The organism is Pantoea ananatis LMG 2665 (genome assembly GCF_000710035.2).
GTDB lineage: Bacteria > Pseudomonadota > Gammaproteobacteria > Enterobacterales > Enterobacteriaceae > Pantoea > Pantoea ananatis.
This window is the reverse complement of sequence record NZ_JMJJ01000004.1, coordinates 676,392-689,883: the sequence shown is the minus strand read 5'-3', so window position 1 is coordinate 689,883 and position 13,492 is coordinate 676,392. Positions and strand designations below refer to the sequence as shown.

The 13,492-nt window shown below is 55.3% G+C and carries 14 protein-coding genes; 1 reads left to right on the top strand and 13 read right to left on the bottom strand.

The window, feature by feature from the left end; translation table 11 throughout:
- Positions 1-6 precede the first annotated feature (6 nt).
- From EL29_RS05075 to hinT, 7 genes are all read right to left on the bottom strand, one after another.
- Positions 7-1,311, bottom strand: coding sequence for an NAD(P)/FAD-dependent oxidoreductase (locus EL29_RS05075; RefSeq protein WP_085980258.1), 1,305 nt, complete (start codon positions 1,309-1,311; stop codon positions 7-9).
- Between the two features lie 212 nt (positions 1,312-1,523).
- Positions 1,524-2,066, bottom strand: a complete 543-nt coding sequence (gene ycfP, locus EL29_RS05070; RefSeq protein ID WP_014606124.1) for an alpha/beta hydrolase YcfP — start codon at positions 2,064-2,066, stop codon at positions 1,524-1,526.
- A 38-nt stretch (positions 2,067-2,104) separates the two neighbouring features.
- Positions 2,105-3,145, bottom strand: coding sequence for a beta-N-acetylhexosaminidase (gene nagZ, locus EL29_RS05065; protein WP_014593437.1), 1,041 nt, complete (start codon positions 3,143-3,145; stop codon positions 2,105-2,107).
- Positions 3,146-3,176: 31 nt separating this feature from the next.
- The gene (thiK, locus tag EL29_RS05060; protein ID WP_028715012.1) at positions 3,177-4,013 is read right to left on the bottom strand and encodes a thiamine kinase; all 837 of its coding nucleotides are present in this window, start codon (positions 4,011-4,013) and stop codon (positions 3,177-3,179) included.
- Positions 3,973-4,569, bottom strand: coding sequence for a penicillin-binding protein activator LpoB (lpoB, locus tag EL29_RS05055; RefSeq protein WP_013025378.1), 597 nt, complete (start codon positions 4,567-4,569; stop codon positions 3,973-3,975). The genes thiK and lpoB overlap by 41 nt, the downstream gene beginning before the upstream one ends.
- Before the next feature lie 10 nt (positions 4,570-4,579).
- Complete coding sequence (locus tag EL29_RS05050; RefSeq protein WP_014593434.1) at positions 4,580-4,951, bottom strand: YcfL family putative periplasmic lipoprotein; 372 nt, start codon at positions 4,949-4,951, stop codon at positions 4,580-4,582.
- Between the two features lie 20 nt (positions 4,952-4,971).
- Positions 4,972-5,322: a purine nucleoside phosphoramidase gene (hinT, locus tag EL29_RS05045; protein WP_013025376.1), complete on the bottom strand. Its 351-nt coding sequence runs from the start codon at positions 5,320-5,322 to the stop codon at positions 4,972-4,974.
- Between the two features lie 410 nt (positions 5,323-5,732).
- On the opposite strand from hinT, the gene EL29_RS05040 reads away from it, so the two are divergent.
- Positions 5,733-7,307: a methyl-accepting chemotaxis protein gene (locus EL29_RS05040; RefSeq protein WP_028715011.1), complete on the top strand. Its 1,575-nt coding sequence runs from the start codon at positions 5,733-5,735 to the stop codon at positions 7,305-7,307.
- 103 nt (positions 7,308-7,410) lie between these two features.
- Here EL29_RS05040 and ptsG read toward each other — a convergent pair whose 3' ends face one another.
- The 6 genes from ptsG to pabC form a co-directional block, all read right to left on the bottom strand.
- Complete coding sequence (ptsG, locus tag EL29_RS05035; RefSeq protein ID WP_013025374.1) at positions 7,411-8,850, bottom strand: PTS glucose transporter subunit IIBC; 1,440 nt, start codon at positions 8,848-8,850, stop codon at positions 7,411-7,413.
- A 289-nt stretch (positions 8,851-9,139) separates the two neighbouring features.
- Positions 9,140-9,931 carry a metal-dependent hydrolase gene (locus EL29_RS05030; RefSeq protein ID WP_024470954.1) on the bottom strand — a complete coding sequence of 264 codons (792 nt, stop codon included), beginning with the start codon at positions 9,929-9,931 and terminating at the stop codon, positions 9,140-9,142.
- A 15-nt stretch (positions 9,932-9,946) separates the two neighbouring features.
- Positions 9,947-10,936 (bottom strand): DNA polymerase III subunit delta', encoded by a 990-nt coding sequence (holB, locus tag EL29_RS05025; protein WP_013025372.1) that lies wholly within the window; start codon positions 10,934-10,936, stop codon positions 9,947-9,949.
- Positions 10,933-11,568, bottom strand: coding sequence for a dTMP kinase (tmk, locus tag EL29_RS05020; protein ID WP_014593431.1), 636 nt, complete (start codon positions 11,566-11,568; stop codon positions 10,933-10,935). The genes holB and tmk overlap by 4 nt, the downstream gene beginning before the upstream one ends.
- Positions 11,558-12,577 (bottom strand): cell division protein YceG, encoded by a 1,020-nt coding sequence (gene yceG / locus EL29_RS05015; RefSeq protein WP_028715010.1) that lies wholly within the window; start codon positions 12,575-12,577, stop codon positions 11,558-11,560. The genes tmk and yceG overlap by 11 nt, the downstream gene beginning before the upstream one ends.
- Positions 12,574-13,389, bottom strand: a complete 816-nt coding sequence (gene pabC, locus EL29_RS05010; RefSeq protein WP_033765899.1) for an aminodeoxychorismate lyase — start codon at positions 13,387-13,389, stop codon at positions 12,574-12,576. Before pabC ends, yceG begins: the two co-directional genes overlap by 4 nt.
- Positions 13,390-13,492 lie beyond the last annotated feature (103 nt).

The window sequence follows — 13,492 nt, the reverse complement described above, 5'->3', positions numbered from 1 at the left end:
ATGCGATTAGTGAAGCTTCAGACGGGGGCGGATGACCCGGTTGAGACTGCCCACGATCATCATTAGCCCGGTCTTAACATAACCGTGCAACGCGACCTGATGCATACGATACAGTGATATATAGACAAATCGGGCAATGCGCCCTTCTATCATCATCGATCCGCGCATCAGATTGCCCATCAGGCTTCCTACGGTGCTGAAGCGTGACAGAGAAACCAGTGAACCGTGGTCTTTATAAACATAGGCTTTGAGCGGCTTGCCCTGGTATTGCAACAGGATGTTATCCAGCGCACAGGATGCCATCTGGTGTGCGGACTGCGCGCGCGGGGGCACAAATCCACCGCCGGGTAAGGCGCAGGACGCGCAATCACCGATGGCATAGATGTCGTCATCCAGCGTGGTCTGGAGTGTCTCTTTCACCACCAGTTGGTTGATGCGATTGGTTTCCAGCCCGCCGATCGCTTTCATAAAGTCAGGCGCTTTAATCCCTGCCGCCCAGACCATTAAGTCGGCTTCAATAAACTCGCCACTTTTGGTATGCAGGCCCAGCTTGTCTGCGCTGGTCACCATCGTTTGTGTCAGAACGCGTACGCCAAGCTTGCTAAGCTCCTGATGGGCCGCAGAGGAGATACGTGGTGGTAGCGCAGGCAGAATACGTTCGCCCGCCTCCACCAGCGTGACGTTGAGTGCCTCGCTGCCCAGTGCTTTATACCCGTAGCTGTGTAGCTGCTTAACTGCATTGTGCAGTTCTGCCGACAGCTCAACACCCGTTGCACCGCCGCCGACGATAGCAATGTTCACCTTCTCCACCGCCCCTTCGCTGGCAGAGAATTTCAGGAACAGATTCAGCATTTCATTATGGAAACGACGCGCCTGCTGCGGATTGTCGAGGAAAATACAGTGATCTTTAACGCCTGGCGTGCCGAAATCGTTTGAGGTACTGCCCAGCGCCATGACCAGCGTGTCATAAGCCAGCTCGCGCTCGGGAACCAATACCTCCCCCTGCGAATTCACGACTTCAGCCAGTTGGATGACTTTTTTCTCACGGTTGATGTTCGTCAACGAGCCCAGCTGGAACTGAAAACCGTGGTTGCGGGCATGCGCCAGATAGCTGAGAGCGTCAATGCCTTCATCCATGGAGCCGGTGGCCACTTCATGCAGCAACGGCTTCCACAGATGGCTGTGGTTGCGGTCAACCAGGATAATCTCGGCTTTCTTCTTGCGACCCAGCTTATGGCCTAACTGCGTTGCCATCTCCAGCCCACCGGCGCCACCGCCGACGATGACAATTTTTTTAACAGATGTAGTCAACAAAAACCCCCTCAAATTGTGAACCAAAAGTTAATCAATGGTTAAATTAAACCTTAATAAACATAGGGTTGGCGACATAATTTCGCTATCTGGGGGCAGAATAGCATGGCGGGAAGCGATGGGCCTCAGAAAATTGATGTACATCAAATTTAGCAGACAGTTCCTGGCAACGCCGACAACACAATCAGGCACCGCATGGGCGCCCGGTTGCGTCAATCTGCCGTTTTAAAGGCGTTCAGTCGGTGAAGATGGGGGGAAAGATTGCGGAACTTGTGGCTTTCGCTTTCGTCCCAAACGATCGGGTAGTAGGGATCCAGCAGTGCGGCGCTGCGCTGGCTGTCGAGAATCTCATCGTGGCGGGATAAAAGGGTCAGGCAGCGGCCGCGGTTACGTTCGCGAAAATCGCTGACGCACTTGGTGGCAATGTCCAGGTACTCTTCAGGTCGATCTATCTTGCCTTCCATATTTTCGTACGGAAACAGGTTGGGATTGAAAATCGCCTGGCGGATCGCGCACAAGAAACCAATACGTTCTGACCAGTACCCGCCCAGCCCTACGCCGCAGATCAGCGGATGCGGATCGTCGCTCAGACTGAGCATTTTATCGGTTTCTTTGAGCAGAAACTGCATGTCATGTTTGGGATGGCGCGTGCTGTAGCTGATGAGCCTGACGTCAGGATCGATAAACTGCAGTTGCAGCACTTTTTCGTGGTTGCCCGGACTGGATGAATCGAAACCGTGAAGATAAATAATCATGTTTATCCTTGAAGATCATCACACCGGGCAACCCGTGATTACCACGTCGCTTTATGCGCCAGCCAGCGTTCCTGCAGCGCGCTTAACTGCTGCGCATTCTGTTTCCAGCGGCGACTGGCCTTCAGGCTGTCCCGGCTAAAGGTTCCCCGATGGTACAACTGCACCACCGGCTCTGCCTCGATCACGGTCAAATTATCGATCACGCTTACCGCGCCCTGACGGTCGTTACAGACCAGAATCATGTCGCATCCGGCAGACAGAGACTGTTGCGCACGCTCGGCATAGCTGCCCATCACCGCCGCGCCTTCCATTGAAAGATCGTCCGAGAAAATCACGCCCTTGAAACCCAGCTCCTGGCGTAACACCGTTTTCAGCCAGTAAGGTGAACCGCTGGCGGGGAGCGGATCGGCTTCCGTATAGATCACGTGTGCGGGCATAATAGCGTCGAGCGCCTGCTCGCCGATCAGCGTGCGGAATATCGCCATATCATGCTCGCGCAGTTCGGCTTCGCTGCGGCCATCACGCGGTGTCTCTTTGTGGGAGTCTGCACTGACCGCGCCGTGACCGGGGAAATGCTTACCGGTGGTTTTCATTCCGGCCTCATGCATGCCGGCAATAAAACGCCGCGCCATCGCCAGGGCAATCGCAGGGTCCTCATGGAACGCGCGATCGCCTATGGCCGCACTGATATGGCCGATATCCAGTACCGGCGCAAAGCTGATATCAATATCCAGCGCGATCATTTCGGCCGCCATCTGCCAGCCAGCCTGCTGCGCCAGCTCGCCTGCCGTTGTCATATCGTTGAGCGCGGCAAAAGACTGCATAGCGGGCAAATTCGTAAAGCCATCACGAAAACGCTGTACTCGCCCGCCCTCCTGATCCACCGCCACCACCAGGCGCGTAGGCGAGGCGGCACGAATCTGACGCACCAGCTCGGCCAGTTGAGCGGGGTCATGATAGTTGCGGGCGAAAAGGATTAATCCACCCACCAGCGGATGGCGCAGTATCTCACGCTCTTCCGCATCCAGTTCGAAACCTTCGACGTCCAGCATCAAGGGGCCGGGGAAACCTGTTGTCATAGCCTGAATCCTGTTTCTCGGCACAAAGCCGTTAAATCTGCTGCCAGCTCTGTTGAGCCAGCTGTTGTAAATGCGCATCGCCGCTCTGTTCGGCGCGCAGTTGATACCAACTGGCGACTAACAGATGCAGCCAGGGCTGCCAGCGCGAAACCTGGTGTTGCAATGATGTCAGCGGGATCTGCATGAGCGCGGCATAGTCACCTAGCCACTGCTCTTGCTGAGTGGGATCGGATAAACAGACGGCCGCCAGCTCAAGCGCCACGTCGCCGTCTGCGGCATATTCCCAGTCAATAAGGTGCAGCCCCTGTTCAGACTGAATCAGATTAGCGGGATGCACATCCATATGCAGCGGCGCAAGGCGTAACGGCCGCGGCTCGCCCTGTCTGGTTAGTCGTTGCAGCTGCTGCAACCAGCGGTGCTGTCGCTGCTGGCAACGCTGCCAGTACTGCCACAGCAGGGGCAAAAGGGATAAACGGTAACCGGTGAGCGGCTGCTGGTGTAGCCGTTGCAATAAGGCAAGTACCTGAGGCCGTGCAGCACGGAATCCGGCATCGCTCATCACCTCACCGTCCTGCCAGGGCAGGATAATGCCGTGCCGGTTACCCGCCAGCGGGCGCTGCACCAGGCCGCTCAGCCGCAATTTACGCAGCACGCGCCCTTCGCGCTGGCGATTGACGAAAGGTATCGCTGACTGTGGCGCCGGGCGGAGGAGAAGCCGTTCGTTTTGTGTGACGATCTGACAGCTCTGCCCGGTTAATCCTGCCAACGGTGTTACCGTTACCCGATGCCCGCCCGTTGTTGCCTTGATCAGTTGCAGAAGCGCCGCATTAATTTTGGGCGACACCGTTTCCAGACCAGATAATTTCACCCGTCTGCACCAGCATCAGCTGCATTTGTAAGGTCGGTGATTTTACATCGCCTTTGGCCGTGCTGTAGAGCACGTACTGCGCGTTGAGATTACGCGCCAGGCCAATCGCCTTGCTGCGCGAGTTCAGGCTGTCGTCTGGCGAAAGGCCAAGTGTTTGTTTCGCCTGCGCCAGCTGTTCTGACGACACCAGAGTGAACTTACCGTTGTTATTCAACGCGTTCTGAATAGCACTGGTCGCCTTTTCACCCTGTAGTGCGCCGTTAGTGCTGTTTTTAATGCGATCGACCAGCAACACGCTTCCCGGCGTCACCGTGGCGGCGCGCACCATTTGTGCGACCAAAGGTTCCACGCTGGCATCCCAGTTAATCGTCACCAGCTTAGGCGGTTGCGGAACAGGTTGAGGCTGGGGGATCGGTTGCTCTGGCTGAGGAACAGGCTGAACCGGCTCCACAGGCTGAGTCGGTTCGACCGGTGCTGGCTGCTGCTGTTTCATCACGCAGCCAGAAAGAATAAGCGCCATCATTAGCGCGCCAGTACGGTTAACACTGCGAATCACGTAACAGTCCTCAGAGATAGATATAGAGACGAACCTTGCTGGCCGTCAGATTACCCAGTTGCGACACCGCAGCGACGCTTCCGTTGGGGGGAACCGTGACAACCTGAGCCGGTTCACGCGGCGTTATTTCAAGCCCTTTGTCGTCGTACCAGTAGTAACGATAGTGCACAACCACCGGCGTTTCACGCTGATTGTAAAGTATGCTGCTGGCACGTTTCTGGCCGTCATGGTTATCCAGCGTTGGCTCGTCGGTAATAATACCCGCCGAGAGGACAGACGACTCCATGACCAGTGACTGCGATGTATTAATCATCGGTTTGTCGCTGCTGCAACCAGTAAGGCTCAGCAACGCCACGGGCAGACATATCAACCATGAACGCATAGCAAGGTTCCCTTCAGGGATCAGTGTGACAGCATCGGGCCAAGCGGCTTGCCGCCCACCAGATGCATATGGATATGATAAACTTCCTGACCGCCATGTTTATTGCAGTTAACAATCAGGCGATAGCCGTCTTCGTCAATGCCTTCTTCCCGCGCAATCTTTGCGGCGGCGGTGAACATCCGACCCAGCGCCTGCTCGTGCGCCGCCTCGACGTCATTGGCGGTTGGGATCAGGATATTGGGGATAATCAAAATATGCGTTGGCGCCTGGGGTGAAATATCGCGAAAAGCCGTTACCAGTTCGTCCTGATACACCACGTCGGCGGGGATCTCCCGACGGAGAATTTTACTGAAAATAGTTTCTTCAGCCATAAAGCAATTCCTTGAGCCTGAGGTAATACCTCAGTATGCGGGAGAAATTCGTTTTCTTTCAACCTCAGGCGACTTTTTCTTGTTATGACCGGCGGCGTTTAACGCATTTAACAGCGCCCGTATGCAAAAAACCGTCTCTCCTGTCTCTGCCCCCTTTGCGCTCGTCGCCCCCTTTATGTTGCCTGCGGCCAGACCTGACACACGCGCTTGCAGGGCTGCCCGACGGGAACCCCCGCTCCATTTGTTTCTACAGGAGACACCTGGACAAAAGTTGCAACAATTGATCAATAAACCACCAATGCTACCTGCCGAAACTATCAACAGCGTATCGGGTTAACCTGCTTTCTGTGATGCGCGACGCCTGACAGTCAAGAAAACGATTACATCAACGATTAAACAGGATGTTGAATATGAGCATTTTACAACGTGTCAAATTGTCACATCGCCTGATTTTTCTCATCGCTTTTTTCCTTCTCGCCATGGTTGTTATCGCTGTGATCTCTCTTCACTCACTTCGGTCGCTGGCTGCGTCAGAACAGCAGCTCTACGCTTCCCGGCTGGAGCCTGTGCAGATAATGAACGTTGCCGCCCGGGAGATGGCCACGCATTTTCGCCGTTCCTATGCTTACGTCTTTCCGGTTAGCTCCGCTACGCCCGTTGAATCACGCCAAACCACCTCTAAATTTAACCAGAAGTCTCAGCAAGCTGTGCAAAATGCGATTGATTTTCTTAAGCAATCTCAGGATCCGGCGCTGGTTGCTATCACGCAGAAAGTGTTGCAGGCCTGGCCTGACTACCTGGCGTCCATGCAACGCGTCTACGCCCTTGCCAACGAAAACAATGTGGCAGGAGCGCTAAAGGAAATCGCAACGACGACAGATCGTTTACATGTCGCGGTCCGGGATCCCCTGTTAGAAGCCGTAAAGATCTACAATGCGTCCGTCAGCCAGATCATTGACGACAACGTTTCCCATATTGACCGAACCTCCTTGATGTTGATTCTGTTAATTAGCCTGACCTTTATCGCCGGCTGCGCACTGGGCACGCTGATATTTTTTTCCGTTATGAAGCAGCTGGGTGCCGAGCCTGACGTTGCCGTCAGAGTGGCGGGCCTGATCGCCGACGGTCATCTTTATGAGCATAACGCCATTAAAGCCGGGGATACCTCCAGCCTGATTTACCAGTTATCCGTGATGCGCCAGCACATCCGCGACCTGATCAGTGAGGTCCAGGAAGCGGCGGAACAGGTAGCCAAATCCTCGACGGAAATCGCCCAGGGTACCCGCGATCTGTCACAACGAACGGAATCACAGGCTTCAGCGCTGGAAGAAACCAGTGCTTCGATGGAGCAGCTGTCCTCAGCCGTACAAAGCAATGCAGACAACGCCAGGATCGCGAACGACGTGGTCAGCAACGCCTTTCAGAAGGTGGCCAGCGGCGGTCAGTCAGTGTCTGACGTTGAGCAGACGATGCGCGCCATTCAGGACAGCAGTAGCAAAATCGGCGAAATCATCAGCGTCATTGACAGCATTGCTTTTCAAACCAATATTCTGGCGCTTAACGCGGCGGTGGAAGCGGCACGTGCCGGGGATGAAGGTCGGGGGTTTGCAGTGGTCGCGGGCGAAGTCAGAAACCTGGCGCAGCGCAGCGCCGTGGCAGCCCAGGAAATTAAAACGCTGATTACAGAAAGTCATTCACGTGTCGAAACCGGCGTGACCAATGTCAGCGTGGCAGGCGAAACCATGAAGGCGGTCATTAAAGAGATTCATCGCGTCAACGACCTGGTGGCTGAGATCAGCACGGGAAGTCATGAGCAAAGCACCGGTGTGAAACAGATCGGTATTGCCGTGGCGCAAATAGATACCGACACGCAGCAGAATGCGGCGCTGGTAGAAGAAACGGCGACCGCAACGGCACAGTTGCAACGGTTATCCGATCGACTGTTGCAGACCACCTCAAAATTTTTGACTCGCGAAGCAAACTGACAGGCTAAAGCGCGATGCCCTGTCAGCCTTAACTTCGGGCAAAAAAAACAGCGTTGAGCCGAGACTCAACGCTGTTTTCGCCGTGCCAGAACGGCATCAGACCTTATGACTTGTTACGGATGTAGTCATCCATATCTGTTTTCAGGTTATCGGATTTGGTGCCGAAAATCGCCTGAACGCCTGAACCGGCTACCACGACGCCACGTGCGCCCAGGTTTTTCAGTTCGGTTTGATCCACTTTGCTTACATCGGCCACGCTGACGCGCAGACGCGTGATACAGGCATCCAGGTTAGTGATGTTTTCTTTGCCACCAAATGCAGACACCAGTTTGCCCGCCATTTCACCGCCGGTCGCGGAAGAAGACTGTTCGCTTGCGCTGTCTTCACGGCCAGGGGTTTTCAGATCCAGCTTCACGATCAGGACGCGGAAAACGGTGTAGTAAACCGCGGCGTAGATCATACCGATAATCGGGAACAACCAGATTTTGCTGCTGTTACCACTCAGGACGATAAAGTCGATCAGGCCATGGGAGAAACTGGTACCGTCACGCATGCCCAGCAGGATACAGATTGGGAAAGCCAGACCGGCCAGAATGGCATGGATGACATACAGGATTGGCGCAACAAACATGAACGAGAACTCGATCGGCTCGGTAATACCGGTCAGGAACGAGGTCAACGCCGCAGAGATCATGATACCGCCCACTTTGGCACGGTTTTCAGGTTTTGCCGAATGCCAGATGGCAATCGCCGCGGCAGGCAGGCCATACATTTTGAACAGGAAGCCGCCAGAAAGTTTACCTGCGGTTGGGTCACCCGCCATGTAGCGAGGGATATCGCCGTGGAATACCTGACCTGCGGCATTGGTGTACTCACCAATCTGCATCTGGAAAGGAACGTTCCAGATGTGGTGCAGACCAAATGGCACCAGCGCACGTTCAACGACGCCGTAGATACCAAACGCCACCACCGGGTTTTGGTAGGCCGCCCACTGAGAGAAGTCCTGAATCGCTGAACCGACCGGTGGCCAGATAAACGACAGCACCAGCCCCATCGCGATAGCCGCCAGACCCGAGATAATCGGCACAAAGCGTTTACCGGCAAAGAAGCCCAGATATTCAGGCAGCTTAATGCGATAGAAGCGGTTAAACATATACGCGGCGATGGAGCCGGCAATAATACCGCCCAGCACCCCGGTATCGGCAAGGTGTTTTGCCTCAATTTCCGCTGCCGGCAGATGCAGGACTAAGGGAGCGACCACCGCCATGGTTTTCACCATGATGCCGTAAGCCACGACCGCTGCCAGTGCGGAAACACCGTCGTTATTGGTAAAGCCGAGTGCCACGCCAATGGCAAAAATCAGCGGCATATTGGCAAAGACCGATCCACCCGCTTCCGCCATTACATGCGATACCACCGCAGGTAACCAGCTAAAGTTCGCTGAACCAACACCTAATAAAATACCGGCAATCGGAAGAACCGATACCGGCAGCATGAGCGATTTACCAACCTTTTGTAAGTTGGCAAAAGCATTTTTGAACATAGCGTGAAACTCCTGAGTATGAGTGCGTTTTTCGCGCAGTGCGCGTGGTAAAGAGGGAGGTTCTTTACCGGTTGGCGTTATCCGCCTTTTTGATTTATTACGAAGGGTAAAATAAATTACCCTTCGTTACTTTGACGGCTATCACGTTTCGTCAATCACACGCCAGCAGCCGGCCACAACGGCGGTTTTTTTGCTGATTTTTCAGCCAATAAAAGTTGACCCTGTCGAATCACAACAGGGTCAACGAACATAATCTCGTATTTATTACAACGTCTGAAATAACTCTGAATCAGGCACCAAGACGGCTCATCGGCACATGAAACAGCGTAGAAAAGTTTTTTGTGGTGGCGGCGGCCAGCGTCTCAATATCTACGCCTTTCAGCACCGCAAGATAATCGGCAACGTCACGCGTGTAAGCAGGCTGGTTCTCTTTGCCCCGGTAAGGAACAGGCGCCAGATAAGGGGAGTCGGTTTCGACCAGAATGCGATCCAGCGGGACGTAGCGCGCCGCGTCACGAATCTGCTCTGCATTGCGGAAGGTGACGATGCCCGAGAATGAGATATAGAACCCCATATCCAGCAGTTTTGCTGCCGTCGCCTGATCTTCTGTAAAGCAGTGCAGTACGCCGCCACAGCGTTCAACCTGCTCTTCCTTGAGAATGGCCAGCGTGTCTTCACGTGCATCACGCGTATGCACGATAATCGGCTTATTCAGCGTAATTCCGCTACGGATATGTTCACGAAAAGAGTCCTGCTGCTGAGCTTTGGTTTCCTGCTGATAGTAGTAATCCAGCCCGGTCTCGCCCAGCGCGATCACCTGAGGATCGGCGGCCAGGCGGCGGAATAACTCAACATCATACGGCGCCTCCTGATTCAGCGGATGCACGCCACAGGAGAGCGCAATATTTTCACGATCGCCCACCAGCGTTTTCAGCGTACTAAAGCCGGGTAAGGTCGTGGCGATAGCCAGCATGAACCGGACGTCGCGCGCTGCCGCTTTGGCAATCACATCATCAAGATCGTGATGATTTTTCTCATAATTCAGGCCATCAAGATGGCAATGGGAATCAACAATAAACATATTTTTCTCAGTCATTTAGCCGGGTAACCTGGGCTTCAGGTTATCTGCCCAACTCAGTAATCGGTCAGTCAGGAGAAGTTCACGATTCACTGCCGCAACCTGTAATAACGATTCACGACAGCGCATCCAGTCTTGAGCGCTGTTATTGAGCGCCGTTTGCGAGAAGTGCTGCGCCAGCATGGCGACCACGTCCTGACGATCGACGTTAGTCAGCCACTGGGTTGCGCCCTGCTGCCATTTCATCGCATCCAGTATGAATGATAACAGCCAGCCAATCCGTGCCGCGCTGTTATCTGCGTTCAGCACGGGCAGGAGTTGCAGGATGTCCTGTTGCAACGCACCCGGCAGGGAATCGCACAGTTTTTGCCGGGCCTGCCACAGGCCATCATCCAACAGCGTCAGCGCCGCACCGGGCGCACCTGCACTGAGCCGCAGCGCGGCCAGTAGCGGGGCCTCATCATGTTGCCCCTGCTTTCTCAGCCAGGCCAGACTGTGATTTTCATCTGGTGGAGGTAACGTCAGCACCATGCAGCGACTACGCAGCGTTGCCAGCAGGCGGGAGGGCTCGCGACAGCTTAAAAAGAACCAACTGTTGGCTGGCGGCTCTTCCAGCGTTTTCAGTAAGGCATTAGCCGCCGCCTCGCTGAGCTGAGCCGCATCTGGCAGCCAGACCACCTTGGCACCGCCCTGCTGCGCATAGTGATACATTTTTTCCGTGACCTGACGCACGGCATCAATGCCCAGCGTCGTTTTGCCTTTTTCAGCTTCAAGCCGGTACCAGTCAGGGTGCGTATTTGCCTGCATCAGCTGGCAGCCATGGCAGTGACCACAGCTTTTTAATCCGTCGCGTTGCAGGCACATCAGCCAGCGGCTGATCCCCCACACCAGCGCATCATCGCCCATGCCGTCAAGAGAGGTGATCAACAACGCATGATGGGCACGGCCATCCTGATGCTGACCAATCACCTGGCGGTAAGGTTGATTGAGCCAGGGATACCAGTTCATGCGCGCTGTTCCGCCAGCCAGGCCGTCAGGGTGGCGTGCAGCGCGCTTGTAACCTGCTCAAGCGGCTGAGTGGCATCTATCGTCAGGATACTGTCATCGGCGGCAGCCAGCGCCAGATATCGCTCACGCGTGCGTTCAAAAAAGCGCAGCGACTCCTGCTCAATGCGGTCTAATTCTCCGCGGGCGCGGGCACGCTGTAACCCGGTTTCAGGCGTAACATCGAGGTACAGCGTCAGGTCAGGACGAAAGTCGCCCAGTACCGTATCCCGTAAGGTGCGCATCAGTTCGGCGTCCAGCCCGCGACCGCCGCCCTGATATGCCTGGGAGGAGAGATCGTGACGATCGCCTATCACCCAGGCCCCCCGCGCCAGCGCAGGCTTGATCACCGTTTCCACCAGTTGGACGCGCGCGGCATACAGCATTAACAGTTCCGCTTTATCGGTTACCTGCTCGCCCTCAATGCCCTGCTTGACCAGCACGCGGAGCTGCTCAGCCAGCGGTGTGCCGCCGGGTTCGCGGGTAAAGACAATATCGTCGATTCCACTGGCCCGCAGTGTTGCAACGACCGCATCGCGCGCCGTGGTTTTTCCTGCGCCTTCCAGGCCTTCAATAACAATAAACTTACTGTCCATTTTTTTCCTTTAACACCAGCCGGTAAGCCTGCACGGCCTTGTTGTGGCTGGCAAGATTGGTGGTGAAGGTATGTCCACCTTTGCCATCCGCCACGAAGTAGAGATAGTTGGTTTTTTCCGGATGCGCGGCCGCAATCAGTGAGGCTTTGCTCGGCATCGCAATTGGCCCCGGCGGCAGGCCGCTGATGATATAGGTATTATACGGCGACGGCGTTTCCAGATCTTTACGCGTCAGCGTGCCAGTATAGGCGTTACCCATGCCGTAGATCACGGTAGGATCGGTTTGCAGACGCATCCCCACGCGCAGGCGATTAATAAACACGGAAGCCACCTTAGCCCGCTCTTCACTCACACCGGTTTCTTTTTCGATGATCGACGCCATCGTGACCATTTCCTGCGGATCTTTATAGGGCAGGTTATCCATCCTGCCCTGCCAGACTTCATCGATGGTCTTTTTCATCCGCTGATGCGCGCGTTCCAGCAACGCGACATCGGTGGTGTTTGCGGTGTACAGATAAGTATCCGGAAAGAAACTGCCTTCCAGCGCCTTTTCGTCCAGCTTCAGCGTGCTGGCGACGGTCGCATAGCTGTCATCCGGCAGCGTATGTTTCACGTAGGGCGCTTTACGTAATTCGCTAAGCCACTCTTGCAGGCGTTGTCCTTCCACAAACCGCAGCGGGAATTGTGCCTCTTTGCCGCTGGCGAGCAATTCCAGCAAACTGCGGACCGTCATTGTCGGTTCAAGGCGATAGGTTCCGGCTTTGAATTTGGCCAGCTCAGGCTCCAGTTTAAGCAATGCGCCAAACCAGATGCTGTGAGGGATAATCTTTTGACTTTCCAACTGCGCTTCCAGTGCAACGCGACCGGTTCCTGCCGGCAGCGTGTAGATCGTTTCCTGGGAAAGGGTCAACCGGGTTGCTGCAAGTTGTTTAACCTGCCAGTAACTCACGGCTGCCGCGATGAGCAGGATGACCACAACGCTCACCCCTATTTTTTTGATTCGGCTCATGATGCTTCCATTATCTTTCTACAGCTCGCCTGTAGCTGGTTAAACAAGGTGCGCTGTTCAAACGACAGCGCATCAAGTTGTCGAACGGGTAATACGGGCATCAGCGCGTTGCATACCACAATCTCATCGGCTGCCTGGAGTTGCGCCAGTCCCGCCTGAACCACCTGACAAATCTGACCTGCGGCGCGCATTTCCGCTATCAGACTGCGCCGCATAATGCCGTCAACGCCCGCCTGATCCAGCGCCGGGGTAAAAACCGTGCCGCCGCTTCGCCAGAATAAATTGGCCGCACAGCATTCCACCACCCAACCGTCAGTGTCAAGCACCAGCGCCTCATCGGCGTCGGTCTGCTCAAGGTGGGCACGAATCATCACCTGTTCCAGCCGGTTCAGGTGCTTAAGGCCGGCAAACTGAGGCTGGCGCGCCAGGCGGACCGGGCTCACGGCCAGCCTGACGCCGGTTTGCTGTAGCGCCGCATAATGCGCAGGCCAGGGGGATACCGAAACGATTCGTGTGGTGCCGCTACAACCGCTGCGGCTGTAGCCCCGCCCGCCGCTGCCCGCGCTGATGATGACTTTAAGCACTGCCCTGTCATGTCCGCTGGCCGCGTGTTGCATCTCCTGCGCCAGCGCGGGCCAGTCAACGCCATTCAGCCACAGCCGTTCACAGCTTTGCTGCAATCGCTGCATGTGCCTGTCAAACAGCAGGATTTTGCCGTTGCCGATCGCGGCGGTCGTAAAGCAGCCATCGCCAAACTGTACGGCACGATCGGTGGCCGCCAGCTGGGATTGCTCAGTGCCGTTTATCCACATTGCCGTTTCTCCGGTATCAGAACGTTGCTCGACGATGGCCATGATTTTATCGGTTTCTTCGCGCCGCTGGATAGAAAAAAGGCCCGCATTGCGGGCCTTTACA